Source organism: Cyclobacterium plantarum, assembly GCF_011290685.1.
Classification (GTDB): Bacteria; Bacteroidota; Bacteroidia; order Cytophagales; family Cyclobacteriaceae; genus Cyclobacterium; species Cyclobacterium plantarum.
Map to the genome: position 1 here is coordinate 1 of NZ_JAANYN010000012.1, position 26,189 is coordinate 26,189.

22 protein-coding genes are annotated in these 26,189 nt (G+C 41.7%); 2 read left to right on the forward strand and 20 right to left on the reverse strand.

The features are described 5' to 3' along the window. Nucleotides 1-167: 167 nt before the first annotated feature. From G9Q97_RS21095 to G9Q97_RS21140, 10 genes are all read right to left on the reverse strand, one after another. A complete protein-coding gene (locus tag G9Q97_RS21095) occupies nt 168-2,123 on the reverse strand; it encodes a polysaccharide biosynthesis protein (protein WP_246255810.1) in 1,956 nt (651 codons plus the stop codon). A gap of 115 nt (nt 2,124-2,238) precedes the next feature. Then, a complete protein-coding gene (locus tag G9Q97_RS21100; RefSeq protein WP_166150602.1) occupies nt 2,239-3,849 on the reverse strand; it encodes a capsule assembly Wzi family protein in 1,611 nt (536 codons plus the stop codon). A gap of 476 nt (nt 3,850-4,325) precedes the next feature. Further along, nucleotides 4,326-4,919 carry an acetyltransferase gene (locus G9Q97_RS21105; RefSeq protein WP_166150604.1) on the reverse strand — a complete coding sequence of 198 codons (594 nt, stop codon included), beginning with the start codon at nt 4,917-4,919 and terminating at the stop codon, nt 4,326-4,328. Between the two features lie 19 nt (nt 4,920-4,938). Continuing rightward, on the reverse strand, nt 4,939-5,547 hold the full coding sequence (locus tag G9Q97_RS21110) for a sugar transferase (protein WP_166150606.1): 609 nt from the start codon (nt 5,545-5,547) through the stop codon (nt 4,939-4,941). Beyond that, complete coding sequence (locus G9Q97_RS21115) at nt 5,544-6,710, reverse strand: DegT/DnrJ/EryC1/StrS family aminotransferase (RefSeq protein ID WP_166150608.1); 1,167 nt, start codon at nt 6,708-6,710, stop codon at nt 5,544-5,546. The genes G9Q97_RS21110 and G9Q97_RS21115 overlap by 4 nt, the downstream gene beginning before the upstream one ends. 237 nt (nt 6,711-6,947) lie before the next feature. Further along, entirely contained in the window at nt 6,948-7,886 is a 939-nt protein-coding gene (locus tag G9Q97_RS21120; RefSeq protein WP_166150610.1) for an MraY family glycosyltransferase, read from the reverse strand. 731 nt (nt 7,887-8,617) lie between these two features. Beyond that, nucleotides 8,618-8,944: a type II toxin-antitoxin system PemK/MazF family toxin gene (locus tag G9Q97_RS21125; RefSeq protein ID WP_166150612.1), complete on the reverse strand. Its 327-nt coding sequence runs from the start codon at nt 8,942-8,944 to the stop codon at nt 8,618-8,620. Beyond that, nucleotides 8,944-9,225 carry a hypothetical protein gene (locus G9Q97_RS21130; protein WP_246255811.1) on the reverse strand — a complete coding sequence of 94 codons (282 nt, stop codon included), beginning with the start codon at nt 9,223-9,225 and terminating at the stop codon, nt 8,944-8,946. The genes G9Q97_RS21125 and G9Q97_RS21130 overlap by 1 nt, the downstream gene beginning before the upstream one ends. A gap of 1,077 nt (nt 9,226-10,302) precedes the next feature. Beyond that, nucleotides 10,303-10,854, reverse strand: coding sequence for a helix-turn-helix domain-containing protein (locus tag G9Q97_RS21135; protein WP_166150614.1), 552 nt, complete (start codon nt 10,852-10,854; stop codon nt 10,303-10,305). A gap of 128 nt (nt 10,855-10,982) precedes the next feature. After that, entirely contained in the window at nt 10,983-11,324 is a 342-nt protein-coding gene (locus G9Q97_RS21140) for a type II toxin-antitoxin system HigB family toxin (protein WP_162344337.1), read from the reverse strand. Nucleotides 11,325-12,026: 702 nt separating this feature from the next. Between G9Q97_RS21140 and G9Q97_RS21145 the strand changes: the two genes are divergently transcribed. Both G9Q97_RS21145 and G9Q97_RS24905 read left to right on the forward strand, forming a co-directional pair. Beyond that, nucleotides 12,027-12,254 (forward strand): DUF4160 domain-containing protein, encoded by a 228-nt coding sequence (locus G9Q97_RS21145; RefSeq protein ID WP_166150616.1) that lies wholly within the window; start codon nt 12,027-12,029, stop codon nt 12,252-12,254. After that, on the forward strand, nt 12,251-12,772 hold the full coding sequence (locus G9Q97_RS24905) for a helix-turn-helix domain-containing protein (RefSeq protein WP_222852051.1): 522 nt from the start codon (nt 12,251-12,253) through the stop codon (nt 12,770-12,772). The genes G9Q97_RS21145 and G9Q97_RS24905 overlap by 4 nt, the downstream gene beginning before the upstream one ends. 1,346 nt (nt 12,773-14,118) lie before the next feature. On the opposite strand, the gene G9Q97_RS21155 is transcribed toward G9Q97_RS24905, so the two are convergent. The 10 genes from G9Q97_RS21155 to G9Q97_RS21200 form a co-directional block, all read right to left on the reverse strand. After that, nucleotides 14,119-15,069 carry an NAD-dependent epimerase/dehydratase family protein gene (locus G9Q97_RS21155; protein ID WP_317168794.1) on the reverse strand — a complete coding sequence of 317 codons (951 nt, stop codon included), beginning with the start codon at nt 15,067-15,069 and terminating at the stop codon, nt 14,119-14,121. 283 nt (nt 15,070-15,352) lie between these two features. Then, a complete protein-coding gene (locus G9Q97_RS21160; RefSeq protein ID WP_162419620.1) occupies nt 15,353-15,679 on the reverse strand; it encodes a type II toxin-antitoxin system PemK/MazF family toxin in 327 nt (108 codons plus the stop codon). After that, complete coding sequence (locus G9Q97_RS21165) at nt 15,679-16,008, reverse strand: DUF2281 domain-containing protein (protein WP_246255812.1); 330 nt, start codon at nt 16,006-16,008, stop codon at nt 15,679-15,681. The genes G9Q97_RS21160 and G9Q97_RS21165 overlap by 1 nt, the downstream gene beginning before the upstream one ends. A gap of 548 nt (nt 16,009-16,556) precedes the next feature. Continuing rightward, nucleotides 16,557-17,750: a glycosyltransferase family 4 protein gene (locus G9Q97_RS21170; protein ID WP_166150618.1), complete on the reverse strand. Its 1,194-nt coding sequence runs from the start codon at nt 17,748-17,750 to the stop codon at nt 16,557-16,559. Continuing rightward, on the reverse strand, nt 17,747-18,847 hold the full coding sequence (locus tag G9Q97_RS21175; RefSeq protein WP_166150620.1) for a glycosyltransferase family 4 protein: 1,101 nt from the start codon (nt 18,845-18,847) through the stop codon (nt 17,747-17,749). Before G9Q97_RS21175 ends, G9Q97_RS21170 begins: the two co-directional genes overlap by 4 nt. Nucleotides 18,848-19,865: 1,018 nt before the next feature. Next, entirely contained in the window at nt 19,866-21,044 is a 1,179-nt protein-coding gene (locus tag G9Q97_RS21180) for a hypothetical protein (RefSeq protein ID WP_166150622.1), read from the reverse strand. Between the two features lie 16 nt (nt 21,045-21,060). Continuing rightward, nucleotides 21,061-22,263, reverse strand: a complete 1,203-nt coding sequence (locus tag G9Q97_RS21185; RefSeq protein WP_166150624.1) for a glycosyltransferase — start codon at nt 22,261-22,263, stop codon at nt 21,061-21,063. Nucleotides 22,264-22,315: 52 nt separating this feature from the next. Beyond that, the gene (locus tag G9Q97_RS21190; protein ID WP_166150626.1) at nt 22,316-23,254 is read right to left on the reverse strand and encodes a glycosyltransferase family 2 protein; all 939 of its coding nucleotides are present in this window, start codon (nt 23,252-23,254) and stop codon (nt 22,316-22,318) included. A 7-nt stretch (nt 23,255-23,261) separates the two neighbouring features. Beyond that, nucleotides 23,262-24,359 carry a polysaccharide pyruvyl transferase family protein gene (locus tag G9Q97_RS21195; RefSeq protein WP_166150628.1) on the reverse strand — a complete coding sequence of 366 codons (1,098 nt, stop codon included), beginning with the start codon at nt 24,357-24,359 and terminating at the stop codon, nt 23,262-23,264. A 46-nt stretch (nt 24,360-24,405) separates the two neighbouring features. After that, nucleotides 24,406-26,160 (reverse strand): thiamine pyrophosphate-binding protein, encoded by a 1,755-nt coding sequence (locus tag G9Q97_RS21200; RefSeq protein ID WP_166150630.1) that lies wholly within the window; start codon nt 26,158-26,160, stop codon nt 24,406-24,408. Nucleotides 26,161-26,189 lie beyond the last annotated feature (29 nt).

Consider the following 26,189-nt stretch of genomic DNA (forward strand, 5'->3'; position numbering starts at 1 on the left):
TTCGGGGTTTTTGAATTAAATTACCTCTATTTAATTCATTGTATATCAGTTTTTTAGGGATTCAGAAAGAAGCCCTACAATGTCGGGCCACAGATGAAGAGGATTTGCAATCCTACTTTATCTGAACCACGGAATGGCAAATTCCGCTGATCCGAACGAAAAAAATATTATTTTTCCACTTTTTGCTGGTCCAGCACCTCAAAACGGGACATTTGGCTGGTGTACTCGGGTACCATTTTTTTCATGTGCATGACAAGTTGCATCTCTTCTTCAGGATGAAACAAGGTTTCAAACAAATGGATTTTTCTTTTTATTTCCGGGTAATTTCCCGGACGCACCAGGGCTATTTTGATTTTGGGATGGTGGGTTTCTACCGAGAGTTCCCCGGAATCCAGCACTTCTTCGTACAGCTTTTCTCCAGGTCGAAGTCCGGTGATTTCAATCTCAATATCCTGACCTGGTTTTTTTCCACTGAGGTGAATCATTTTCCTGGCCAGATCGATGATCCTGATCGGCTCTCCCATATCAAAAACAAATATTTCCCCGCCATTTCCCATGGCACCTGCCTCCAAAACCAAATCACAGGCCTCAGGTATGGTCATGAAATACCGTGTTACATTGGGATCTGTCACCGTCAAAGGCCCTCCATTTTTGATTTGCCTTTTGAATAGGGGAATAACCGATCCATTGGAACCCAATACATTCCCAAAACGGGTAGTAATAAAGGCAGTACCTACCTTTTTCTGGTCTTTTAGATACTTGTCCAGAGATTGCACGTAGATTTCAGCAAGTCTTTTGCTCGCCCCCATTACATTGGTAGGGTTAACGGCTTTATCCGTACTGACCATCACCATTTTTTCCACCCCATAGGCCACCGAACAGTCCGCTACATTTTTTGTGCCCAGGAGGTTGCATTGTACGGCCTTAAAGGGATATTTTTCCATCATGGGCACATGCTTTAGTGCCGCTGCATGGAAAACAAAATGGGGCTTGTAAAGGTCAAACACATACCGGAGCCCGTCGAGGTTGGTCACATCCTCCAACACGGTGTGGAGTGGTAAATCCTTGAATTCATTTTGGATAAAAACCTCCTGATCATGCAAGGGAGATTCTGCAGTATCAAGTATCACCAGTAACTCAGGAGAGGACCTGGCGATCTGTCTGGACAATTCGCTGCCAATGGATCCGGCAGCTCCGGTGACCAGGACACGCTTTCCGGCAATGAGTTCGGCAACCCGCTTGTTTTTCAGGCAGATGGATTCCCTGCCCAGCAGGTCTTCAATCTTTACATCCCTAAGGGCACCCGGACTGAGGTTTCCCCCTACCCACTGGTTTACCGGAGGAATGGTCATGGCATGAATATCCAATGCGATACAGGCATCAATGATTTCCCGCTTGCGCCTGGTAGGAAGCTCGATAATGGCGATGATCAACTCCTCCAAGGCAAACTTCTCCACCAAATCCGGTAGTTCTTCCATGTTGCCAAAAACAGGCAAACCTTCAAAATTTTTACCCTTCTTCCGGGGGTCATCATCCAGAAAGCCATAAACCATATACTGGTATTGGCTGTCCTTCACCACGGCACGGTAGGTAATGCTACCGGCCTCCCCTGCTCCGTAGATCAATATTTTTTTCTTGGGCAAATCCATTCCCCTGAGCTTGTTTTTCCTGAAAAAATCCTTTACAAGCAGGCGGTAGGTAATTAAAAAAAACAAGGACATGACTCCGCCTATAATCAAAACAGCAAACGGCACCACCCTGCCACCACCATTAAACAGGACCATCAGCAGGTTTAAAACAGATACCGTAAGAATGGTGAAACCTACCGTGCGCAGGATCAACATGCCATCCATGATGCCGGTATGGCGTACGATTCCCACATAACTTTTTGTCAGGTACATGCCCACCAGCCCCACAAGAAGAAAAATCAAGGCTCCCCTGAATACCTGCAGATCAGCCATCATCAGCCAATCAAAATTCGTAGCCAGGAAATAAGCAAAAAAGATGGATACAAAAAGAATGATGCTGTCAAGACATGCGATGATCCACCTGGGCAGAACTTTGATTTTCTTTGAAAAAAACATCCTTAAAAACTTAGGGTTAGAAGCTGTTGTTTGTAACATCCAAATATAATGGTTTTTCACTTTACAAAAAAGCCATAACTTATCTCTGAAAAATACTTTTATTGAAATAAATACCCTGAAAAGCTGGTGGGGGACAAAAAACCCCTTTTTGCCTTTACCAATGGTAAACCATATGCAGCTGCATGTTGAAATTGGTACTTAGTCCATCTGCTTCCTGCCATTGGTAGTGGTGGGAATGGATGAACTGCCCGGTAGCCGAAACATTGATGTTACCTACCTTTCTTTCCCAAAGTAAGGCCAGGGCCAAATCGGTCCAGGGAGCCAAATCCGGGGACCCACTTTTTGCCGCATAGAAAAAGTCTTCATTTCTGCCCACCCGTTCCAAACGTATTCCTGTTTTTTTCCAGCCCTGCAAATAGGCAAATTCAAGTGTCTGTATATTGCTTCCCGGGCCCAGGCCCACTCCCAGTGGCTCGCCTCTGTGGGTGAAGCCCCGAAGTTGGGAATGGCTGTGCCAGGTAGCTCCGGCATTTCCCGAATAGCGTACCAGTCGGTTGATGGATTCCTGCTGCCGGGTCATCTCCCCCCGAATCTGGAAATGACCTTTCTCCATGGACCATATTTTGGTGAAGCCCGTTAAATAGGCCCTGGCATGTTCTGGATTGAGCATGAATTCCCGCCAATTCAAGGCATGGTCCCGCCGGCCATACTCAAAATAAAGCTCCGCCTGTACCTTCGGCAGCAGCCACCTGCCAAAAACCGCCACCTGTTGGTCCCAGTTGCCATTGGCGTTGGTGAAACCGTAATTTTCCTTGATCAAAGGCAGGAGAACCGGCACCATGGCCCTAAAACCCGATGGCCTGTCACTGTTATGGATCTGAAAAGTTCGGGAAAAGCCAAGGGACAATCCACTCAGCCATTTGGGTGACCAGGTAAGGATCAGCGCATTCAGGTAACGGGCATCTTTGCGGTGTGGCCTGTAAAATTGCTGATTGAGGCTTTCGTCCTGTACAGGCTTATAGGCAGTACTCTGCAGCCTGCCAAACAACAGCTGTGTTTCGAAAGAACCGAGAAATGTAGTAAGGGGAGCCCTGCTGCCCAGACTCAGGTGAGGAAATCCCGGTGCATGATGACTGAAAATAAGGGACTGGAATTGCCCCGGCCCCCACCAGATACTTTGGGTGCTCAGGCTTGCTTCCCAATTTCGCCAATGGGCTGCCAACTTTGATTGCCCCCAGCCCAGGCGCAGCAAAGCGCCCTGATTGAAGCGCTCCGGAAAATTGAGGGTATTGGGATAACGAAAGTAGGTGAGATTGGTAGCCCGCCCGTAAATATCCGGGAAGCCATCAAAGGAGGAATTGGCCGCCAGTACCAGCTCCGGTTGAAAGCGGAATTCCAGCCAATTGTCCTTATTGTATTGTACACCAGGATTCAACCAAAGCTGGGGGCCCCTGGCGGGTACGGTCAAATAAGGAAAGGCACCATAGGGCCTGCTACCGGAATGCCCCAAAGATGCCCTGAGCGGCAATAATTTCCAATTTTCTTTTATTTCCCTGCCGGCCGCCAGGCTGTCTCCTTCCAGCAGATCGGCAAGGGTTAAAGCAAAGGGACGTATGGTAAAACTTGCCTCGTTATTTCCCTGATTCAGGAGTTGCGCCCTTCTGCCCACCTCTTCCAGCATGGGCTCTCCGGCAATCACCTGGGCCTGAATCTGGTAAGAATTGACAGAAAGGAGAATCAATAAAAAGAATAGGGTTCGTCGCATTTGAGCCGAAAGATAAACTTTTTTGCAGAAAAAGTCGAAGAAAATATCCCGTCCTTTCAGGCCTGGGGTGAGTCGTGCTCTTTATATCGATGGGCTGCACCCATCGCTGCGGTATTCCGCCCGTTCAGGGCTTGGGATTTATTGATGATGGGATGATATGCTGATGTGGGGATGTGATGGTGTGATGGTGTGATGATGTGATGGTTTGATGGTTTGATGGTTTGATGATCTGAGTAGGTTAGGATAGAATTTGCAATCCTGATTTCGTGTCCCTCCGGGGATTACAAATCCCCCCCCTATCTGTACCACGGAATTGCAAATTCCGCGGAGCTGGAAGACGCGCTGGCCGACATTTGCAATGTCGGACCACAGATGAACAGGATTTGTAATCCTGATTTCATGTCCGTCCGGGGATTACAAATCCCCTCTTATCTGTACCACGGAATTACAAATTCCGCGGAGCGGTGAGCAGTATGCTATATATTTCCCTTGAGGCGATTGCCTATCCAGGTACTTCCATCGGGGATATTGCGGGTGACCACGGAGCCGGCACCAACCTTTACCCAGGCACCAATGTGCAAGCCTGGCAATACCGTGCTCCCAGCACCGATCAGGCTGCCCTCTCCTACCTCCACCCCGCCGCATAAAATGGCTCCGGGAGCAATGTGTACAAAATCCGATAGGCGGCATTCGTGATCCACAGCCGCCCCCGTATTGACGATGACCTGCTTTCCCAGACATGAATCTACCTTTACAATGGCGCTTTCCATTACTACCGTCCCCGCTGCCAGGGTAGCGCGCTTGCTAAAAATAGCCGAAGGATGGATGATGCTGGCAAAAGTAGCCCTTTCCCTGAAGCGCAAATAGAGGTTTTTTCGGTGGTTGTTGTCCCCTACGGCTATAAACAAAGGCTGGTCAAAAATGAAATCCTCCGGAACAGGACCACGAACAGGTATCTCCATCAATCGCGGAATTCCGGGATCATCGTCAAAGATACCTTGGACCCTGTCCGTGGAATCCAACAGATCAATGATCACCTTTGCATGACCGGATGCACCGAAAATATACATTCATTTAGCAATTAATGATTTAGGCACTTTGTCGGTTTCCGTTGAATGGCACCACCGACAGCCTGCCTTTCGGATAGACATGCTCCTTGCTGATCAGGGGCCTGAAGGTCCAGAACAGGATTTTCAGGTCCAGCAGAAAAGAGCCATGCCTAACGTACCAGGTATCATAGCGGAATTTTTCCTCCCAACTCAGCCTATTCCGCCCTTTGACCTGGGCCAGACCGGTAATGCCCGGTAAAACCTCATGTCTGCGGTTTTGTTCTTCGGAATACAAAGGCAGGTATTCGGGCAGCAAGGGCCTTGGACCTACCAGACTCATTTCTCCGGTAAGTACGCAAAATAACTGTGGCAGCTCATCCAGGGAACTTTGCCTTAACCAGGAGCCAAACGGGGTCAGCCGCTGTTCATCCCTGAGTAGATTGCCCCTTTCATCCCTGGGTCCGGACATGGTCCGGAATTTCAGCAAGGTGAATGGCCTGCCGGCTCTCCCCGTGCGGGTTTGCATGAAAAACACCGGGCCCTCCTTCTTGTACCAAAGCAGGATCACCAAAGCTGCCATCAACGGCGAAAGTAGCACCAACAATACCAGTGCCACTAAAAAATCAAAAATTCGTTTTCCCACCCTCATGACATTTTATCAGACAGCCTCAGGCTTTCTTTGTGTAGTAAAAAAATCACTTCCAGTATCCGGTCCATGTCATCGGCCGTCAGCGCCGTACTGCTCGGCAGGCAAATGCCCTGAGAAAAAAGCTCGGAGGACACGCCCCTTCCGAAGAAAGGCGTATTTTTATATAAGGGCTGCAGGTGCATGGGTTTCCACAGTAACCTGGACTCAATCAGCTGGTCTTCAAAGGCGCACATCAACTCTCTTGCTGAAAAACCTGTCTTCAGGGGATCTATCAGCATGGTCGTCAGCCAACGGTTGGAAAAATAACCATCCGGTTCTTTCAAAAAACTTATACCGGGAAGCTCTTCCAGGGATTGCTGGTACCTCTGGAAAATAGCCCTTCTTTTTTGGATCCGGTCTTCCAGACTCGCCAGCTGGGCCAGCCCTATACCGGCAGAAATATTGTTCATTTTATAATTAAATCCCAATTCGGAATGCTCGTAATGGGGATAATCCAGTTTGGCCTGTGTGGAGAGGTACCTGGCTTTTTTGGCCAGAAAACGACTGTCAGTGAGCAGCGCTCCCCCACTACCGGTGGTAATGATCTTGTTGCCGTTAAAAGAAAAAATACCGAGATCACCGAAGGTTCCGGCATACTGCCGGTCGATGCGGGACCCTACGGCTTCCGCCGCATCTTCAATGACGGGAATTTGGTACTTCTGGCTGATTTCCCTTATCCTGAGCCAGTCGGCCGGCATACCGAATAGGTTGACCACCACAATGGCTTTGGGCTTCTTGCCCAGCAGGAGCCGCTTTTTTATGGTTTCTTCCAGGATATCCGGACAGATGTTCCATGTTTTCCGCTCACTGTCTATCAATATGGGGCGGGCCCCCTGATAAAGTATGGGATTGGTGGAAGCGATGAAAGTAAAACTCTGACACAGCACCTCGTCTCCCGGACCAACACCCAAGAGGTGGAGGGCAAGGTGAATGGCGGAAGTACCGGAATTGATAGCCACCACATGAGCTGCCTCAAACCTGTCAGACAGCCCCTGCTCAAAGCCCGTAATGAACCTGCCATGTGTAGCGATCTGCCCCTCCTCCATTGCGGCCATGACATGGGCCAATTCCGTTCCATGAAATTCGGGAAAAGACAAGTGAATCTTTTCTTTAAATTTTTCCATTCTTATCCTCAATTCGAGTATTGCCGATTAAAGATAAAAATATTTCTATTAAAATTAAATTATATTAAATCCAGAGAAAGCAACTTTTGATGGCAAATACTTTCTAAAATCAGATAATTTATTCGCCAAAAAAATCAAGTACTTTTTACTATGGGCCTGTTGCATTTTCCTGATGGCTAAAAAAAAATCAGCTTTGTCAGCCAACTAAATACCGGGTGAATATTTTTTTATTTTTTTTTATATTTTTTTTATGAGCCAGTACCGGAAGCCTAAAAAAGCCGGAATCACCAGTATGACAAAAGCCAGGGAAGGTATCCATTGAAAGGTTTCCATGCCAATGCCATAAATCCATATCGCATTGATCAACAACTGCAAACCTGCATAGGCCAGGGATACCTGTACGTGGGGAATGCCTGCCTCATTGGCCAGGTACTGGTACAGGTGACTGCGGTGGGGCTGGAAGATATTTTCCCGGCGGATAAGGCGCTTCAGGAGTGTGATCACCGCATCCAGTCCATAGATGGTAAAGAAAAACAAATAGGCGGGGTTTCCGCTCAGGAGTATGGTTTTGACCATCAGGTAGCCCAGGATCATGGCCATGCTGACGGATCCCACATCTCCGGCAAAACAACGGGCTTTTTTACGTACGTTAAACCAGGCAAAGGCCAGTGAAGCCAGTGCCAGCAGTACCAGCAAGTTTCTTTCAGCGGACAATTCCGGAACCAGGGCAAAGCTCCCCAGGGCCACCAGGGCATAGAGCACGGTAATCCCGTTGATCCCGTCCATAAAGTTAAACAGATTGGTCCAGCCGATCAGCATAAAGAACAGCAATGGTATCCAGGCTCCCAGACTGGCTCCCTGCCCCAGATCCAGGAGCAGCAGGGACGTGGCCAGAAAATGCGCACCGATGCGCGGCAACTGGTGCAGGGGCCGGATATCGTCCAGCAGGCTGACTCCTCCGACCAAGAGGATGGCCAGGGCAAGCGGCCAGGAAGCTGCCCCCTGTAGCCAGGCCAGCAAGATGGCCAGGACAAAGACCATCCCACCGCCGCGTATGGTGCTGCGGGTATGGGAGGAGCGTTCATTGGGCCTGTCAATGATGCGATACCGCTCTGCCAGGCTAAAATAAAGGAGCATGGCTCCCATAAAAAAGAAGAATACGATCAGGTAGTACATGGATTCAAAAAACACCAGCGCAAATGTAGGGATTTTTTGGGTAAATGGTCAATGGTTTGATGGTCTGATGATGGGATGATGGGATGATGGGATGATGTGATGATGTGGTGATGTGGTGATGTGGTGATGGGATGATGGGATGATGTGGTGATTTGATGGTACGATGGTACAATTTGTTTAACCCTTAACAACCAGGGTTGAATCCAAATTAAGGGCTGACTGCCAAATAGCCAGGATGAACACCTCAGCCAGTTCCGAGCCTCTTTAACCCTTAACCACCACGGTTGAGCCCGAAACCAGCCATACTGCCTAAATACCCATTACAAATCTCCGGCCGGGTTCGAGCCAATTAACCCTTAACATCCCCGATGCTACATAAAACAAACCCCGGTGCCAGATAGCAACTTTGATTCCCTCAGCCCTTTCTGAACCACCTTAACCCTTAACCACCACGCCTGAATCCAGCACCCGGCCCAAATGCAAAAAAGCCAAGACATGTGCTCATGGTACGTGCTTTTTGGCATTTGCAATGCCGAACCCAGATGAACAGGGTTTGTAAGCCTGGGTTCGTGAATGCCAAAGGATGATGAATGATTTATTGATGGTATGGTGGAGGATTTATGATTTTTGATTTAGGGTTGGAGGTTGGCTGTGCCAAAAGCTAAAGGTCAACGGATGAATCCCAGTACCATACGTTTCCGCTCCGGTTTAGATGGCTTCGGTTCCGAAATTTAATCCGTTTTAATGTCAAATAACTGAATCAACTTCTTATGTAACTCACTTATTTCCGTTTCATTTATACTTCCCAGTTTTCCTATTACTAAGGACTTATCAATTGTGGCCATCTTTCCAATTCTTACGATCGAACGCTTCTTGAGTCCATTTATTGAATTGGGATGTAGTAGCAAATCTGTCGCTTCTTGCCAATGCAGCTGGGTAGAAATAAAACCTACAGTGACGTCTAAACTTCCAGCAATCAAAATCAAAGCAGGACGCTTTTTGCTTCCTGTCAAATCAGTAAATGGAAAGGGGATTAAAATTATATCTCCTTTCTGCATCAATATTTTTCTTTTAAATCACTCTCATTGTATAAATCTTCTTCATCCTGCAAAAAAGCAAAGGTATCTGATTCACTGGCAATTGTTTCGATCCCTTTTTGAAGGATTTGTTCTTCATGCTTTTTGAGTACAAAATCGGCAAAGTCAGCAATTTCTTGAATTCTACCTTCGGGGAGTCTTTCCAACGTTTCAACTGTTCTATGAATTAACCCTTTTTTTGTCATGTCTTCCTCCTTTTCTGAAATATACGGTTTTTTTAGATTTAGTTTACCGTTCCTCATACCGGGATTTTCTTACTGAACTGCAAGATTCGACTATTTCTGCTAATGAGATATTATTTTTTTGCACGGATTTATTCAGCCACTTAGCCTGAGCCATCATCAATGCTTTTTTATCCGCAACCCTCAAATCCATTCCCAGCTTTTTTGCAATATCCAAAAGAAGCTTCAGATCATCCTCGGAAGTACTATTTAAAATCAATGTTTCCGTCTTTTGATTTATATTTTTGCCAGATTGCCTGTTTAAATTATTTCTCCACTAAAGTAACGAATTAGTAGAACAAAAGATTTAAATGAACTATGCTTTTGATTTTTTGAATGATGTGATGATTTGACGATGTGGTGATATGCCCGGGCAGGTTCCATTTCTGGTTGACGCAGATGCTGCAGATTGTGGAAGGAAATGCCTGCTCCTTCTGCACCCATCGCTGGGGTATTCCGCCCTTGCAGGGCTTGAAGTAATTTGGCTATTCATTTATCATTAACCGTCGATTGAGCGATCACTCCCTTTTCAATTCTCCAACCGAATTCCAGCCTTTTAACCCTTACCCACCACGGTTAAATCTAAAGTAAGTCTTCCTGCCAAAATGCCCGTCTCAAATTCCCAAAAGGCTTCGAGCCAATTAACCCTTAACCAAAACGGTTGGACCAAAAGCAAGGTCTAAAAACAAAAAAAGCCAGACCTTAAAGTCCAGCCCTTATCGAACATAACCACCACAATTGGACCTAAATTGTATGGCAGCTTGTCCAACGGCTACTATATCAGGTATCCGGTACCAAGCCCCAAGGGGGCGAAATACCATAAGCCCCGGGTAAGCCGACAAGGGAGGCGCAGCCCGGGGTAGTTGGAGCCTCGCGTTTCCTGCATTGGCTATCCAGCCGCTCAATAGTGAAGCTGACTTTCCGCCAATGCCGAGCCACGTTTGTGACCTCCCCCCGGGCCCCCTCCTAAAACAGGAGGGGGAGGCAAGCCGGTCAACATGACCATATTAACCCTTAAACACCACGGCTGTAAAGTAATCTGGACCGATACTGCCATCTTTGATTAAAAGGATATCGGATGACATATGGCTGTTGATCTTATACCAATTCCGTCTTTATCATTCCGAGTTTTGGTTTATTTAATTTCTTAATCGACTCTTTGACTTTTTCTCTAGTCTCAAATTGTAAAAAAGTAGGAATCAAAATAGGTAGCTTAATACCTAAAACCCGATGAATAATAACCAGATCTTTTAATGAAAATTGAGATACACCATTCATCAATTCGCTCATATACGATTTTGGATGACCTAAAATTAATCCCAAATCTTGCTGAGTCATGTCAAAGGCTTTAAGTTTTTTGCGGATCACATACTTTCGGTTATGGATGAAATTTTCCTCAACTTTCACCATCTGCTCTGCTTTATCAGATTCTTCTACCTGTGATTCGGTTATTTTTTCAAAATCAGACCATTCCTTGTCTTCGTAATCTTTAATCAAATCACGAAGTTTTTTTCTTAAAGGTTTTAAATCCGGATTTTCATCAATCATTAAACGCAATTTACGTTCATATAATGATGCCTTTTCCAAATCATACTCATTCTCTAATCTTTCTATTTTCTCAATTTCGTTTATGTCAAAAATGTCTTTCATGTGTTTATAATTTGTTTTTAATAGGTCACATAGCCTGTCCCGATCTTAAATCGGGAGAATCTCGCATGCTTTATAATTATCCCTCCGTGTCCCGCTTGCGTCATGCTCGATTTCATGATTACCAATTTTTAAATCCAGTTATTATCTCTCAACCATTTTTTAATAACATTCCGATTGTTTTTAAAAGTCAGTTCATAATCATCATGACTACCAGCCCAAACAATGGTAGCTTCACCGTTTTCTTCAAATTCAATCATTATTAAAGTGCGATGAATATTGATGTTGAAGAAATAAAATTCTCCGCCATAAACACAATCGGCATCAGGTCTTTTAGCGGTCAAATCAAGTGGCGTTTCCCAATTGCTATTCTCAATCTCCGAAATCAATTGCTGAACTGCTTTAACCAGTTTCGAGTTCCCCCGATTTTTCCGAATCAGTTTACCCAAAATGGGTTTATTAATAATTCTCAAGTAACTGCTGTTTTAACCATTTTACGGGAAAGATAACAGATAGTTCGGAAATAATCAGAACAAATACTCATTTATTTGCATGGTGACAATTGCGCAAATTTGATAAGGGTTAGCCATAAAACTTTTAGATTTTTGGAGAAATGGCTAATACTTTAACGTTTAACAACCAGTGTTCGGTTAAAAATCAAGCCTTATTGCCAAAAAGAATGTTTGAATCTGCCAAAACCTACCGTGCCAATTAACCCTTAACTACCGCAGCTGAACCTAAGACAAGAGAACTTGTCACAAACCCGATCCCTACACCTCAGCCAGCTCCGAGCCTATTAACCCTTAACCACCAGTGTTAAGCCCAAAACAAGCTATCCTGCCTAAATGCCCAATTCAATTCTCCAGCCGAATTCCAGCGTGTTAACCCTTAACCACCACGTTAGAATCTAAAGTAAGGGCTGACTGCCAAATAGCCACGATGAATACCTCTGCCGGTTCCGAACCTCTTTAACCCTTAACCACCACGTTTGAATCCAAAATAAGTCTTCCTGCCAATATGCCCGTCTCAAATTCCCAAAAGGCTTCCAGCCAATTAACCCTTAACCAAAACGGCTGAACCCGATTCTACGCTTACTGCCTGGTTAGGGTCAATCTAAGGACTGAAAAACACAAACGACTATTGTACCTAATTAGATACTTTTCTATCTTTGTCGAATGCCATCAATCGACAGATTCGGTGGAATCAAAATCAATGGTGACCACAGACCAGCCCATATTCATGTTTTATACAATGAATTTGAAGTTTTGTTGACAATTGAAACTTTTGAAGTTTATGCGGGAGATCTTCCTTCAAAACAAATGAAGAAAGCAATGGACTGGCTTGCAGGAAATGCCGATTGGGCTTTAGAAGTGTTTTATGAACTTAACCCGAGTTTAAGATGAGAAAGACCATAAAAATCCCAAGAATTCTAAAAATCAACAAAATCGAAAACCATTCGATAAATGTCACTTTCAACAATGGAGAATCAAGAATAATTGACTTTAGAAAGGTTTTGAAAAGCATCGGAGTTGATGAAAATTCACCCGCTTATATCCTGTTCGACGATAACGAATTGAAAAAAGGTGAACTAAAAAACCATACACTTTCATTCGACAATGTTGAACAGTACCTAACAATGAGAAACGGGCAGAAAGAAAGAGTTCCATTTGAAATTGGTGCCGACATTTTATTAAAATATAGTCTTCCTGAGAAATCAGAAATTATGATGAAACTTGGTCGACTAATTCGTGACGCAAGACGGAAAGCGGGCTTGACACAACAAGAACTCGCAATTTTGAGCGGAACATCTAGAACATATATTTCAAGAATCGAAAATGACAGATCAGACGTTGAATTGGCGACTTTGAAAAAAATAATAGAAATCGGACTCGGACGTCAATTAGAAATCAAAATAAAATAAAAACAATTAACCGATTAAACATTTTTACCCCTAACCACCACGCATGAATCCAAATCCCCCCCCAAATGCAAAAAGGCCAGACCCTAAACAGTCACATGGCTGTAGGTAAAGGGCATGGCAGGACACAAGTTGTTTTCCTTGTTTTAACCCCAATTCCTTTCGTACTTTTTGCCTTGACGCAAAAAGATACCAAAAAAGTCAAGGCACAAAAATCCTTCCCCCCGCAACCCTCCCGCGCACCCCGGTTTTGTGCCGCCCCTCCCGCTTTACTCATACATATATGTTCTATCAAAACTACCAGGCACAACCGACTGACCTATAACCCTTAACCACCAGGCTTGAATCAAAAGTAAGGGCTGACTGCCAGAAAGCTACAATGAATACCTCAGCCGGCTCCGAGCCTCCTTAACCCTTAACCACCACGGTTGAGCCCGAAACCACCAATACTGCCTAAATGCCCATTTCAATTATTCAGCCGAATTCCAGCCTGTTAACCCTTAACCACCAGGCTAGAATCCAAAATAAGTCTTCCTGCCAATATGCCCGTCTCAAATTCCGAACAGGCTTCGAGCCAATTAACCCTTAACATCCACGATGCTACATAAAACAAACCACAATGCCAGATAGCAACTTTGATTCCCTCAGCCCTTTCCGAACCACCTTAACCCTTAACATCCAAGATTGAAACCAGCACCCGCCCCAAACGCAAAATGGCCAGACCCTAAAGCCCGGCCATTCAAATGCCATTTAACCCTTAACCACCACGTTTGAATCTAAAGTAAGTCTTCCTGCCAAAATGCCCGTCTCAAATTCCCAACAGGCTTCCAGCCAATGAACCCTTAACCAAAACGGTTGGACCAAAAGCAAGGTCTAAAAACAAAAAAAGCCAGACCTTAAAGTCCAGCCCTTATCGAACATAACCACCACAATTGGACCTAAATTGTATGGCAGCCTGTCTAACGGCTACTATATCAGGTATCCGGTACCAAGCCCCAAGGGGGCGAAATACCATAAGCCCCGGGTAAGCCGACAAGGGAGGCGCAGCCCGGGGTAGTTGGAGCCTCGCGTTTCCTGCATTGGCTATCCAGCCGCTCAATAGTGAAGCTGACTTTCCGCCAATGCCGAGCCACGTTTGTGACCTCCCCCCGGGCCCCCTCCTAAAACAGGAGGGGGAGGCAAGCCAGGAACAAGCATTACTACCGCACCTAAATCCCAAAACCAGCCCCAAATGCAAAAAGGCCAGACCCCAAAGCCCGGCCATTCAAATGCCATTTAACCCTTAACCAACTTTTCTGCCAAAAAAATCTGTGTTAATCTGTGGCTATCTGTGGTGAATCGGTAAACATTTACCCCTTGAATGCCTCAAAGGTTTTTTTAAATCCGTCCTCAGCACTCAGGGGAAGATCGCTGCCCAGGGCATCTAGCAGCTTTTCGTTGCTGACTTTATAGCTTTCGGTGAGCTTTTGCAGGCGTTCGCTGGTGAGGGGGAGCCGCAGCCGGTCCCCTACCCTTGCAGCAGCTCTCAACAGGCCCGCCGGGATTTTTAACAGTCGTGCCGGTTTCCCCATGGAGGCGGCCATCATTTGTATGAGTTCATTGGTGGAAAAAACACCGGAATCGGCTACCTGATAAATGCCGGAAGTGATCTCCTCCTCCATTAGCCGGAGCATCACCCAGCAGAGGTTATCCACGGAAAGGAAAGAGCGTTCGTTCGAAAAGGCAGCCAGGGGATACGGAAGGCCTTTTTGGGCAAAGGCATACAGCAGGTTCAGGTTGCCCTTGTTGCCGGGACCGTGGATCATGCAGGGGCGCAGGATATAGACCCGCTTGCCTTCGGGCAAATTATCCAGCAGGTATTCCTCCGCTTTCCGCTTGGACTTGCCATAAACGGTTTCCGGAGTGCAGGGGGTTTCTTCCGTAAGCCAGCCTGCTACCCTGTCGGCGCAGGCTTTGACGGAACTGATAAAAATAAAGGATTTGGCTTCCGGATCCGCCAGAAAGCGATCGTACAGCTTGCGGGTCAACTCGTAATTGGCCTCCCAGTAGTCCTGTTCGCTGGATGTTTTTTTCAGGTCATGGGCTTTTCCGGCCAGGTGGATGTAGTGGTCAAAGGACAGGTCGCTTTGCTGCCAAAAATCGGCATAGGACAAATCCCTGGCGGAGGGATTTCTGCTGAGTGCCTTCCAGGGCCTGTCTTTTAGGTGCTTTTGCAGGTTTTGGCCTACAAAGCCGGAGGCGCCAGTGATGATTATTTGATGGTTTGATGGTTCGATAATATGATGATTTGATTTGAGGATGTGATGATGTGATGATGTGGTGATGTGGTGATCTGATGATGTGGTGATCTGATGATGCGATGATGATGGGTACCTGAGCTTATCGGACTGAAAATCAGCCTAAAAAGGCATGCTGTGATGGGTTAAGGAGCGGAATTTAGGTTTTTATTGCAGTAACAAGACTTTGTTCCGCTGGGTGATTGTTGGCCTTGATTAGGAATTTGTTAAGGGTTAAGAGACTTATTTTTGGTTGTTACTTTGGTGATTGAGCTTTTATTGGGCTTATTCTTGGATTTGTTAAGGGTTAATTTATTTTAATTTCAAAAATATGAATCAACTTTTTATGCAACACCTTAATTTCTTTAAGATTAAGGTTTCCCAATTTCCCTATTACCAAGGATTTATCGATTGTGGCCATCTTTCCTATTCTTACGAGTGAAGGTTTCTTAAGTCCATTTATTGAATTTGGGTATAGTAGTATATCGGCCGGTTCCTGCCAGTGTAGCTTCGTAGAGATAAAGCTTACAGTGATGTCTAAAATTCCAACAATCAGTATCAACGCAGGGCGCTTTTTACTGCCCGTCAGATCGGTGAATGGAAAAGGGATCAAAATGATATCTCCCTGCTGCATCAGTATTTTTCTTTTAAATCATCTTCATTATATAAATCTTCCTCATCCTGAAGAAAAGCAAAACTATCTGATTCGCTGACCATTGTTTCTATCCCTTTTTGAAGAATTTGTTCTTCATTTTTTTTCAACATAAACTCCGCAAAGTCAGCAATTTCTTGAATACTGTCTTCTGGCAGTTTTTCCAATGTTTCAATTGTTTTATGAATCAAACCTTTTTTTGACATAAGTTCGTCTTTTTCTGCAATATACGGTTTTTTTAGATTTAGTTGGTTCCATCCAAGTCTGGAGTTAATGGCAGGACAAAGGCTGATGGGGGTAGTAAACGCCAAATCCTTTCGTACTTTTGGCTTAGATCCAAAAGTACCAAACCTACCTATCGGTAGGCAGGCCTACCTATCGGCAGGCAGGAGATCAAGGCACAAAAATCCTTCCCCCCGCATACCTCCCGCTCGGCCCGGTTTTGTGCCGGCCTGCCCGCTTCTTTCAATCGTAGACGTTCGATCAAAATTAGCCGATGCTTCGAAAATCGGTTCCTGGCAAAAAGTACGGATCCATACGTCAGCCGACAAGCGGCCACTTAACCCTTAACCACCAGGGTTGAATCCAAATTAAGGGTTGAATGCCAAATAGCCACTGTGAATACCTCAGCCGTTTCCGAGCTACTTTAACCACCACAGTTGAACCCAAAACCAGCCCTCCTGCCAAAATACCCATTTCAATTATTCAGTCGAATTCCAACGAGATAACCCTTAACCACCACGATGCTACCTCATTAAACCCTAATTGCAAAAATTGGCCTCTGGACCCTCAAACTACCTACCGAACCCATTAACCCTTAACTTTCCAATACGTGGTGAATGGATGATGGATACATTGGTTAGCTGGAAGGCAAATAGCTTAAAATAGAATCTGCCATGCGTTGATTGACTTTTTCCCGAAGAAACTTTTCTATAAATACAGATCGGTCTGCGGGAACAAAGGCCCCTAAATCGTGTTCTTGTAGTCGATTCACCAATCCCTGGTGATCACCGGGATCAAACAATAAGGTATCGGGAAGGTTTTCCCGGAGGAATTTCCGGGAATAGCCCCCTACCCCGGCAAGCACTGGTTTTTTAAACATGGCCAGTTCGAAAACCTTTGAAGGCAGTACTTTTTTAAAGGCGTTGTAGTCATTAAGATGCATCAGTAAATAATCAGCTTCCTGGTATGCTGCTAACAGTTCTACACGGCTAACCGGAGGATGCAAGGTTACGTTTGTAAGCTTTAGTTCGCGGATCTTTTGTTCCAGCAAAGGACGGGTACCGCCGTCTCCGATCAGTTTGAAATGAAATTCATCTCCCAGGGATGTAGCCGCCTGCGGAATGATTTTTTCCAGGCCCTGCCCCTGCCCCATATTACCCGCATAAAGAATGGTTTTTTTAGCGGGGTCGGAACGAGAAGGGGAAGCCGTTTGCTCGTAGATACGAACGAACTCAGGGTCAATTCCATTGGTGTAGTAACTGATTGTAGCCTGCGAATAGGGGGCGAAATAAGGAGCAAATCCCGGACTGATCAGATTGATATGGCTGGCATAGGTAAAAGTCTGTTTTTCCAGCACCTTCAAAACCGGCAAAGTAGCCTTCCTGACCAGTGGATTGTGTAATACTTCGGCCATGGTATCGACAAAGATATCGCGGACATCCAGGTACAAGGGCACCTTTAAGCTGCTGGCAACGCGATAGCCCAGGTAGGCCGTAAACAAACGGCTGCTGGAAGAAAAGACCAGATCGTACTTAATTCCTTTCACTTGTTTCCGGACCTGCTCGTAATAGGTTTTAAAACTCAGGATCTGATCTTTGATACCACTTTTATGTTTGGGGATGGCTATCCGATGAATGAAAACATTCCCCAAAGTCTCGTCTTCAGGAGCTTCCTGAGAAAAGGAACCATAGCGGTTGGGAAGCGTCGTCATCACATCTATCCTCACATCAGGATTCGTCCGAGCCAGGCATTCCAGTAAAGGGGTATTCCGAAAAGAACCAGCACATAAGTCTGGTTTAAAATAAAAAGTAAGATAAAGTATTCTCTTCAAGCCATTAGGATTTTGCGAATAACATCAATTTGAGACTCCCAAACAAATCTATCTTTAAGTTCCATTGCATGTTTTTTATAAAATTTATAGTCCTCCTTTAAGCGCCGTATCGCGACCTCTATATCCCTCGAGTTTTCGCCAAAAGAATCGACTACGATACCGCACTCATGCCTTTCGACAACCGTAGCCATAGTAGGGTTTTTCCCAACGATTACAGGAAGACCATAGTTTAGACTATGGTATAACCTATTTGGCGCACAATAAAAGTTATTCAAATTTCTATTAGTATAAAATACAAATGAAAATTTCGATTTACTTAAGTAATAAGGTAAGACAGAACTTGGTTTTTTACCTAAAACCAATATATATTCATCAAAACCAATTACAGAACTCCTAACGTTTTTAAAAACCTCATTCTTTTCACCTACAACCAATAGAGGCATTTTGGCATCAACACATGCTTGAGCAAGACTACCAAAACTTCTGGAAGGATGCGTAGCACTTTGGCAATAAGCAAAAAAATCAACATGAGACCAATTTTCAAAACTATCATCTCTATAAGACAAAAGTGATTTATGGTTCGAATTGGAAGGGTAATTCTCGAGAACAAGATAATCATGTATCGAAAATTCTGTTTTCATGAGTTCACCTCTTGATTGGTTTGCAACAATAACTTTAGATGACTTTTTTAATGCATAATTAAAAATCCTTTTTAATACCTTATTTTTAAACACGATTTGAGGTGGAAGTTCGTGCAAATCCCAGATTACTTTAGAATTACTAAGGAAAGGAATAACAAACATCATTATTGGGTCATGAACCCAAACTAAGGAATATCTGGAATCACGAATGAAAAATAATTTGTAAACTAGCAGATAAAAAATAGAAAAAAATCGAAAAAATAAATTATTTGAAAGTTTACTAAAATTATATAAATTTTTAAAAACAACTTTATCGATAAACACATTAGATTTAACATCCTCTAATACATAAGCTGTAATACTATTTACATCCATTTGAAGCAACGAATTAATCTCTTTTTTTAGTCGTTCGTCAAATAAAATTGATGAGGTTTTAATTAAAATAAGAACGTTCATTTAATAAACAAATTTTTTAGAGGTTAAATAAATTGAATAAGGAATTTATCAAATAAACGTTTTGTACGAATAAGTTGGGTTTGCCACCATCCTTTGCAGTAGTTTCTCAAAAATCCCATATTTCATTTTATGGCGATTATACTGGTAGGTATAATTGTGAATGTAGTCTTGATGATCCGTCACCGAATAATGAGTTCCTCTCTACCAAGCTTTGAACATCAAAATTACCCGACGCATATGCTTAAAATATCTCTCCTGATTTTTAACGAACAAGTTTTGGAAAATGGGCCTCCATACCATTCCAGCAATCTGTCTTTACCTGTGTATCTCTATCTATATAATCTGTCAAAAAACCTCCTAGATTGATCTTTGAGTCGGTTTCAATAATCCTTTCGTACCAACGGGAAACAATACCTAGCCACTTTCTATGGACACCACCAGGATTTTCTTATTCCCCTCGCTTCCTCCAAGAGCTTAGCCAACCTGCCCGGCTACACGGGTTCCGTCTACTTCTACTTTCCCCGCCATGTGCAAGTCTAGGCTATTTTCAATTAACTTCATCACTTTCCGCTGAAAAGCCAACAAGTATTTCGCCTGAGCTCAAATCTAGGGCTTAATTCCCCGCTACTAACGCCATTTTTGGCAGTAGATACAGAATAAACAATATAGAAGACCTTAAGAAGAGAGAGTTAACTGTTGTGAAAAAGAGTGCCAGCCGTCGGTGATTCTAGACTGCGACATTTGGTACACTATTTGTCAATTTCATTAAACGCCTTGTAATGATGTGAATGGCGGCATTTCTTACAAATATAGCCATCTCTACTCTTCATATCTGCCAAATACTCATAACATGATCTATAATAGGGCAACTGGTCTTTAAAACCAAATATAGAAAGGCTCTTATAATTCCTTTCCATAAAATCACCGCTAAATGGTATTATACCCTTATTTTTGCCATTTAATAAACGAATTGTTCAATAACATATAATAAGAAAAAAATTTGAACAAATTTAATACTTCAAAAAATACCTTTTCTTTTTATTACATTGGCAACAACAAATCCAGTAAAAGGAGTAATATATGCATCTCGCAAAAACGTCCCATCTAAAAAAAGTAGAAATAGAAGAATTAAACCACTACTAAACCAAATACCGCTTTCTATATGATTTAGAAAAAAAAAGAATATAAATCTTTTAATCAAATTATATAAATAAAATATAAAAAATATAATAACTAAAAATAATCCAAAGGTATAGGTTAACTCCAACAATGGAAAATCTATAAAAATTCCAAGGGAACTATCAATAGAAGTTCTCTTACTGACAAAGCCTCTAGGGAAAATTAAATCATCTATGGAGTTAAAGTAAATGTTAAAATTATTTGATCGAATATTGTCAGCATTTGAAAACTCACCTTGAAGAAGTGACTCGGATTTCAAAAAAACTCTAAGATGGAGATCCGGAGAAATTGAAAAGAAATATGAAGAAATAGAAGAATAATTAATAATTATGAGAAAAATGAACAGAACTGGAATAATAAATCGTTTTATAGCCTGAAAGAAATCTATTTTAAACGAGGAGAAAAAAGACAATGTCAAAGAAATAATAAAAACAAAAATTTGTCTTCTAACCCCGGAAAAAAAAGAAAGAAAAGTACAAACAATTAATGAAAAAACCTGAATTCTTCTAAGATTAATAAAAACAGGTATAATTACTAAAAGTGACAACGCAACCATATTGCCGTATACTGCCAAAGAACCATCTGTCTGATTTCCTACAACTAGAGAATTGAATTGCAATAAACTTAATATCAACCAACCAAAGGTTGAACCAAAGCAAATATAAAAAACATCCTCAAGGGATGTTTCATTATACCTATTGAAAACAGAAATTGCTAAAACCAAATAGAAATAACCTCTGAATGTGGAAAGTATAGATATTAAATCATATTTTTGATAAATAAAAGAAATAAATAGAATTAAAAAAAGAAATAACATCGAGAACTGCATAGTATATCCCCGTGTAAGCCTAAAATCAACCTTATTTTTTATTAAAGGAAAAAAAGCAAGAAAAAAAAATTCGGGAACTGCAAAAGGAAGTCTTAACAATTCGATAGTAATAAAAGAAGAGACCGGAGAAAAAGTAAAAAAACCAAAGGAAAAAAAGACAAAAGAATATAAATTTGGTTTCCCGTTCATGAAACGTATCAAAATTTCATACATAACTACCAACGATGGATTCAATAATTATTTTTGCGAAAAAATTTGGACTTCTATGTTTAACAAAATTATCAAATACCTGACAATCAACGTTTTGAAATGATCCATTAAAAAAAACATTTTTTATTGACTCAGCAATGCCTTCAGGATTGTCCTGCTCAATAAAATATCCTAAATTATTTTCTTCTACAATTTCTCTTAATAAGCCATGACCCGTAACTAAAACAAATTTATGCGAGGACGCAGCGTGCCCAAGAAAACCACTAGATCCTTCACTTCGTTTATAAGGAAGAATCAATATAAAACATTGATTAATCGCTGTCTTCATAAATTCCTTTGAAACGAATCTATTGTCAAAGATTATCGAACTTGTACAATCCTTATTCAGTTTTTCGATCAAGGTTATAATTCTGTTATTAGCTTCACTATTGACTGGTTTACCAATTAATAAAAATGATGTAGAAGCGACAATATTTTCCGGTAATAGTGAAATCGATTCTAATAAATCAAAGGTGCCCTTTCTAAAACCTAAGGAACCGATATGGAGAAATATTTTTCTGTGCTCATCTATATTGTAATATTGCTTTAAATTTAAACCTTCTATTGAACAGAGATCTGGAACAGGATCAGGTAAGAAAATAAATTTTGAAGTATTAAATTTCTTATTATAAAAATGAACGGCTTTTTTATCATTTAAAATAAAGATATTTCTTATTGATGAATTTAGAAGAACCAATCTTAAGAAAATAAATTTCCTAAAATACTTAATTTTATTGAAAAGTGTTCTCCTTGAGGCTCGAAAAAACGGCATAAATAGAATACCTGATAATTTATACTTCGGTCTACGTAATAATAATGGTAATTGAAAAATATTAAATACCATTAAACAGACATGATCTACTTTAAATTTATTCGCATAATAATCCATGATTCTAAAACTATCTATAGATCTTTTTAACAACGACGGATTATTAAGATAGTCATAATCGAATTTACATTCCTCGATAAGTTCACAATTCACTATATTTTCTGCTTCTTCCCAAATATCAGGAAAATTGTCTTTAAATCCAGTACCAACTACAAAGTAAAAATAAGAATGATTATTTTCCGAAGATAAAAAATCAAGGAGATACTTTAAATATTCTGAATGATGTCCACTCATCGCTGTATCAAAAATTAATACATTATTACGGTACATAATTATAAATTATATATCAAAACCTAACATTAATTCAAAAAAATATCACTTACTATTTAAAACCAATCCAAATTTGTAATAAAAATCTATTTATACGAACTGGAAAATAAACTAGCAACAAAGATTTCACAAATAGTTTATTACTATTGATTTCTTTTTTTATTAATTTAACTTGTTTTAGACAAGAACTATCCTTTCTGTATCCCCAAATAAAATAGGCTGCCATGTTATTAATATAAAATTGTAAATTATCATTTTTTGATTTTGAAAGTTGTCCATTTAGTATATAACTAACCCAGTGCCTTTCTATAGGAGGCCGATTCCCTGTTAACCTTTTTTCTGGATTAATATCGCAACAATAAAATGTTAAAGGAGTATTAAGATAAATAATTTGAGATTTTAGAGAAACTCTTGAAAAAAAATCATAGTCTTCATAGTATGAGATTCTTTCATCAAAGTCACCTACTTGAAGTATAACCTTTTTATTGACTACACAACATGATGTATGGAAAGGCAATTCATATATCTGATATTCTCTGAAATATTCAAATAAATCAAATTCTACACTTTCGTTAGTACTCGCAAGCTCCGTAACACTTTTTAAAGTATTCTTACCTCCATTCTCAATCCTGTAGTAGGAGGAAAAATATAAACATCTATTAGGATACTTTCCAATTAATTCTGAAATTTCTTCCAAATAAAAAGGCGACCAATAGTCGTCTGCATCAAGGAATGCCAGGTAGTCGTATTTAGCCGATTGAATACCGACATTTCTCGCACTGGAGACGCCACCGTTGTCTTTCGAAATAACACGTATCCGCTTATCGGAAAATGCGGTTACTATAGCAATGCTTTGATCGACGGAACCATCGTCTACCACAATACACTCGAAATTTCCTTGAGTCTGGTTTATGACACTCTCTAAACAACGTCCAATATAGTCCTCTTTATTGTACAAAGGGATAATTATGGAAAAATACAGCTCTTTCAACTAACGTTCATTTTAATGCGCGACTTAGAAAGGTTTTTCCAACGTCTCCCATGCTGATAATTCTTTCATCAACGAATGACCAATCGATAGTCATTAAAGACGCTTCAGTGGTAGATGCGATGGTTGTCCCATCTACAGCGAGCTGATTCAGTTCCAGTCGTTTCAACAGCGACAATATTCGTTCATCTCGATTAAATCCTTTACCCCACTTAAGGAATAAAAACGGCGTGTGCGTAAAAAGAGCAAACAATACCGCATGATAGGAGTCCGTTATCAATAACTTGCTTTTAGAAATCGCACGAATCCAATCGAATGGACTAAAGTTGATACCCTTCATATCTAGTTTTTCCAAATCCGAAAATGAATCCAGACTACAGGCAAGTGATTCTAAAATTACCCCTCTCTCCTGGTTACCCTTGGCCAAAATAAATTTTGATACCTTTTTCCGTTTGTTTTCAGCATTCAAATTAAGGTGCTCTTTCCAATTAATCAAAAATGTCGGGTCGGGAGTCCATTCCGCCTTAGCTAAACCGATCCGCGTTAAGTAGAAAACCAGACTATCTTCCCTCGCCCCTAGCTGGTCAAATTTACTCAGAGAATCAAGCGCTACGGCCTGCATGTCATTGGAAAATACCTCTCCACCCGAACTTGCTGCATAAGAAATTCTTTTGATAGTTTCATGGCCAAAATTCAAAAAATAAACTGGCATGTCATGCGCTAAAACTATTTTAGGACTCCAAATCTGATCGCTTCCTACTATGTACATATCAGCGTCCGGTGGTGTTTCCTGTAATTGCTTGAGGGAACGATAGGTAGCGCTAGTCCTAAGTAAATTCTCGTCTTGAAACTTTTTGAAAACTTTCGCTTTGAGGAAATCGAATTTGAGCTCAACTAGATTCCTTTTGAATTTTGAATAAGTTGAACCCGGGCTTTTTCCTAGGACATTAATAATAAATAATAATAGTTTACTATATTTTTTTTTGCGTTTGTAGTTTATAAACGAAACATCGTTCCCCTGTGAAGAAAGAAACGCTTTTAATGCATAGGCCTGGAGGTTTGCTCCATAATTTAACTCTGAGTGAAATGTTAGAATTTTAATTTTCATTTAATTTCTTTAGGCACTTACAAATAAATTTCTCCAAACATTAATATTATTTCTTCCCAAGATTCTTTCGAAGTAAAGCCATCCCCCGATCTCCCAAAATGCCTTTCGCAGTTTGTTTCATTGTGGATTTCGCTCCAAAAACTGTATCTTTATGAATACTCATCATCATTTCCAAAGCTTTGCTTTCGTCCTCACTGTTTGTAAACACTTCAAATACTATTGGCCGTGCCTTAGATTCTGTCTTAATAAAGCCACTATGTACGCTTAAAAATTCTTCTTTTGAAGTAGCAGATAAGTATTCAAAACCCAAATTCTCCGCATATTGCTTCACCAGGGTAGGCGATTGATTGCCAAAATGGCCCGCAGCCGAAATATATTCGTCCGCATAGTCTCGAAAATGAGAAGTGTGGTGTTTATACTGTTTAAACTCTGTCCCTTTGCCGTTGTTTACCAATAATATGCGGATATTGTTTCCAACGTGCCTATTTCCTAGAACATTCAAATCGTAAAAGAAAGCCAAATCTCCTATAACGCAATAAAAAATTTTATTCCTATTCGCCAGAGATGCACCAATTAACGTCGATACGCAACCATCTATCCCAAATCCGCCAACGTTCGACATTAATTCCACCCCCTCTGGCAACTCAAACAAGTTCCAAGACCGTAGACTATTTAATATTCCAAAATGAATTACAGAATTTTGGGGGATTTTATCTGCCAAGATATGTGCAAGGTAAATATTCGAGAATGGAAGCTCTGGAATACTATTTCTCAAAGAACTTAGAAACCTATCACAACTTGTATAATAAGAATTATCTGACTCCTTGTCATTTGTATATTTGTTAAAAAAAACTGATTCATCCATTTCAAAAACTGTAGTAAGTTTTCGGAAAGTATCTCGGATCTCCCCATCTGGACTAACTCGCCAAACCTCCGTTCCGGACAACGAAATAGATGGATAATCACCTGTCACTTCTCCAATATGTATCATTAAGTCCGGTTTAAAAGTGGTCTTATCAAGGTACTGTTGAGAACCCACCAATGAAAACAATAAACGATTTTTTCCGTGGTATCCACTTGTATGGTCGCAGAATACAACTGCACCGGTTGATAAACAAAAATTTTCTAAAGCATCTGCTTCTCGCTTATTCCACTTTCTATGAGAACCAACAAAAACAGCAATCCTACTGTCAGGCAACTTTGGAAGCTCATCCTTTGAGAAAAACCGATTGATTTTGCGATAAGATGGAAGTACTTTGGTCGAATACGTTCGCTGCGAACTAGTTTGCAGATTAATATGCGCTGGTCCACCACCTCCACGTCCTAATTCAAGGATAGCTTTATTGACCGTGATCACACAATCCCACTCGTCCTCCGCATCCTTTATAATGGGCAGATTCAAACTAAGTCGGGCAACGTCATTTGGAATTACAGATCTGTCTATAACCTGGGCTATATGATGCCCCACCCTACCGACGGGCTGAGAAGAAGTGATTGCCAAAACTGGTAACTTGCGATAGAAAGCCTCAGTAAGGCCGGGTGCATAGTTTCTAGATGCAGTTGCTCCGGTACAACTGATTACAACCGGCTCGTTAGTCTCTGCTGCAAGACCACATGCAAGGTATGCTGCAGATCTCTCGTCTACTGAAGAATAAACTTCAAAGTATTTATCAAACTGGACACTGGCTACAAATGGAGAATTTGAGCTGCCAGGGGATGCTATAATCCGCTTAATTCCATGTGCTTTTAGTAACGAGAGTAGTACCTGAACATTCTTCTCGTCTGTATACATTGTGCTCATAGGGTAAAAATTTGGTAGATAAGATTGTT

Excerpts from the sequence above, each read along its gene's own strand:
- G9Q97_RS21095 (WP_246255810.1), bottom strand. The coding sequence starts at position 2,123 with ATGTTACAAACAACAGCTTCTAACCCTAAGTTTTTAAGGATGTTTTTT.
- G9Q97_RS21100 (WP_166150602.1), bottom strand. The coding sequence starts at position 3,849 with ATGCGACGAACCCTATTCTTTTTATTGATTCTCCTTTCTGTCAATTCT.
- G9Q97_RS21105 (WP_166150604.1), bottom strand. The coding sequence starts at position 4,919 with ATGTATATTTTCGGTGCATCCGGTCATGCAAAGGTGATCATTGATCTG.
- G9Q97_RS21110 (WP_166150606.1), bottom strand. The coding sequence starts at position 5,547 with ATGAGGGTGGGAAAACGAATTTTTGATTTTTTAGTGGCACTGGTATTG.
- G9Q97_RS21115 (WP_166150608.1), bottom strand. The coding sequence starts at position 6,710 with ATGGAAAAATTTAAAGAAAAGATTCACTTGTCTTTTCCCGAATTTCAT.
- G9Q97_RS21120 (WP_166150610.1), bottom strand. The coding sequence starts at position 7,886 with ATGTACTACCTGATCGTATTCTTCTTTTTTATGGGAGCCATGCTCCTT.
- G9Q97_RS21125 (WP_166150612.1), bottom strand. The coding sequence starts at position 8,944 with ATGCAGAAAGGAGATATAATTTTAATCCCCTTTCCATTTACTGATTTG.
- G9Q97_RS21130 (WP_246255811.1), bottom strand. The coding sequence starts at position 9,225 with ATGAGGAACGGTAAACTAAATCTAAAAAAACCGTATATTTCAGAAAAG.
- G9Q97_RS21135 (WP_166150614.1), bottom strand. The coding sequence starts at position 10,854 with ATGAAAGACATTTTTGACATAAACGAAATTGAGAAAATAGAAAGATTA.
- G9Q97_RS21145 (WP_166150616.1), top strand. The coding sequence starts at position 12,027 with ATGCCATCAATCGACAGATTCGGTGGAATCAAAATCAATGGTGACCAC.
- G9Q97_RS24905 (WP_222852051.1), top strand. The coding sequence starts at position 12,251 with ATGAGAAAGACCATAAAAATCCCAAGAATTCTAAAAATCAACAAAATC.
- G9Q97_RS21160 (WP_162419620.1), bottom strand. The coding sequence starts at position 15,679 with ATGCAGCAGGGAGATATCATTTTGATCCCTTTTCCATTCACCGATCTG.
- G9Q97_RS21175 (WP_166150620.1), bottom strand. The coding sequence starts at position 18,847 with ATGAACGTTCTTATTTTAATTAAAACCTCATCAATTTTATTTGACGAA.
- G9Q97_RS21180 (WP_166150622.1), bottom strand. The coding sequence starts at position 21,044 with ATGAACGGGAAACCAAATTTATATTCTTTTGTCTTTTTTTCCTTTGGT.
- G9Q97_RS21185 (WP_166150624.1), bottom strand. The coding sequence starts at position 22,263 with ATGTACCGTAATAATGTATTAATTTTTGATACAGCGATGAGTGGACAT.
- G9Q97_RS21195 (WP_166150628.1), bottom strand. The coding sequence starts at position 24,359 with ATGAAAATTAAAATTCTAACATTTCACTCAGAGTTAAATTATGGAGCA.
- G9Q97_RS21200 (WP_166150630.1), bottom strand. The coding sequence starts at position 26,160 with ATGAGCACAATGTATACAGACGAGAAGAATGTTCAGGTACTACTCTCG.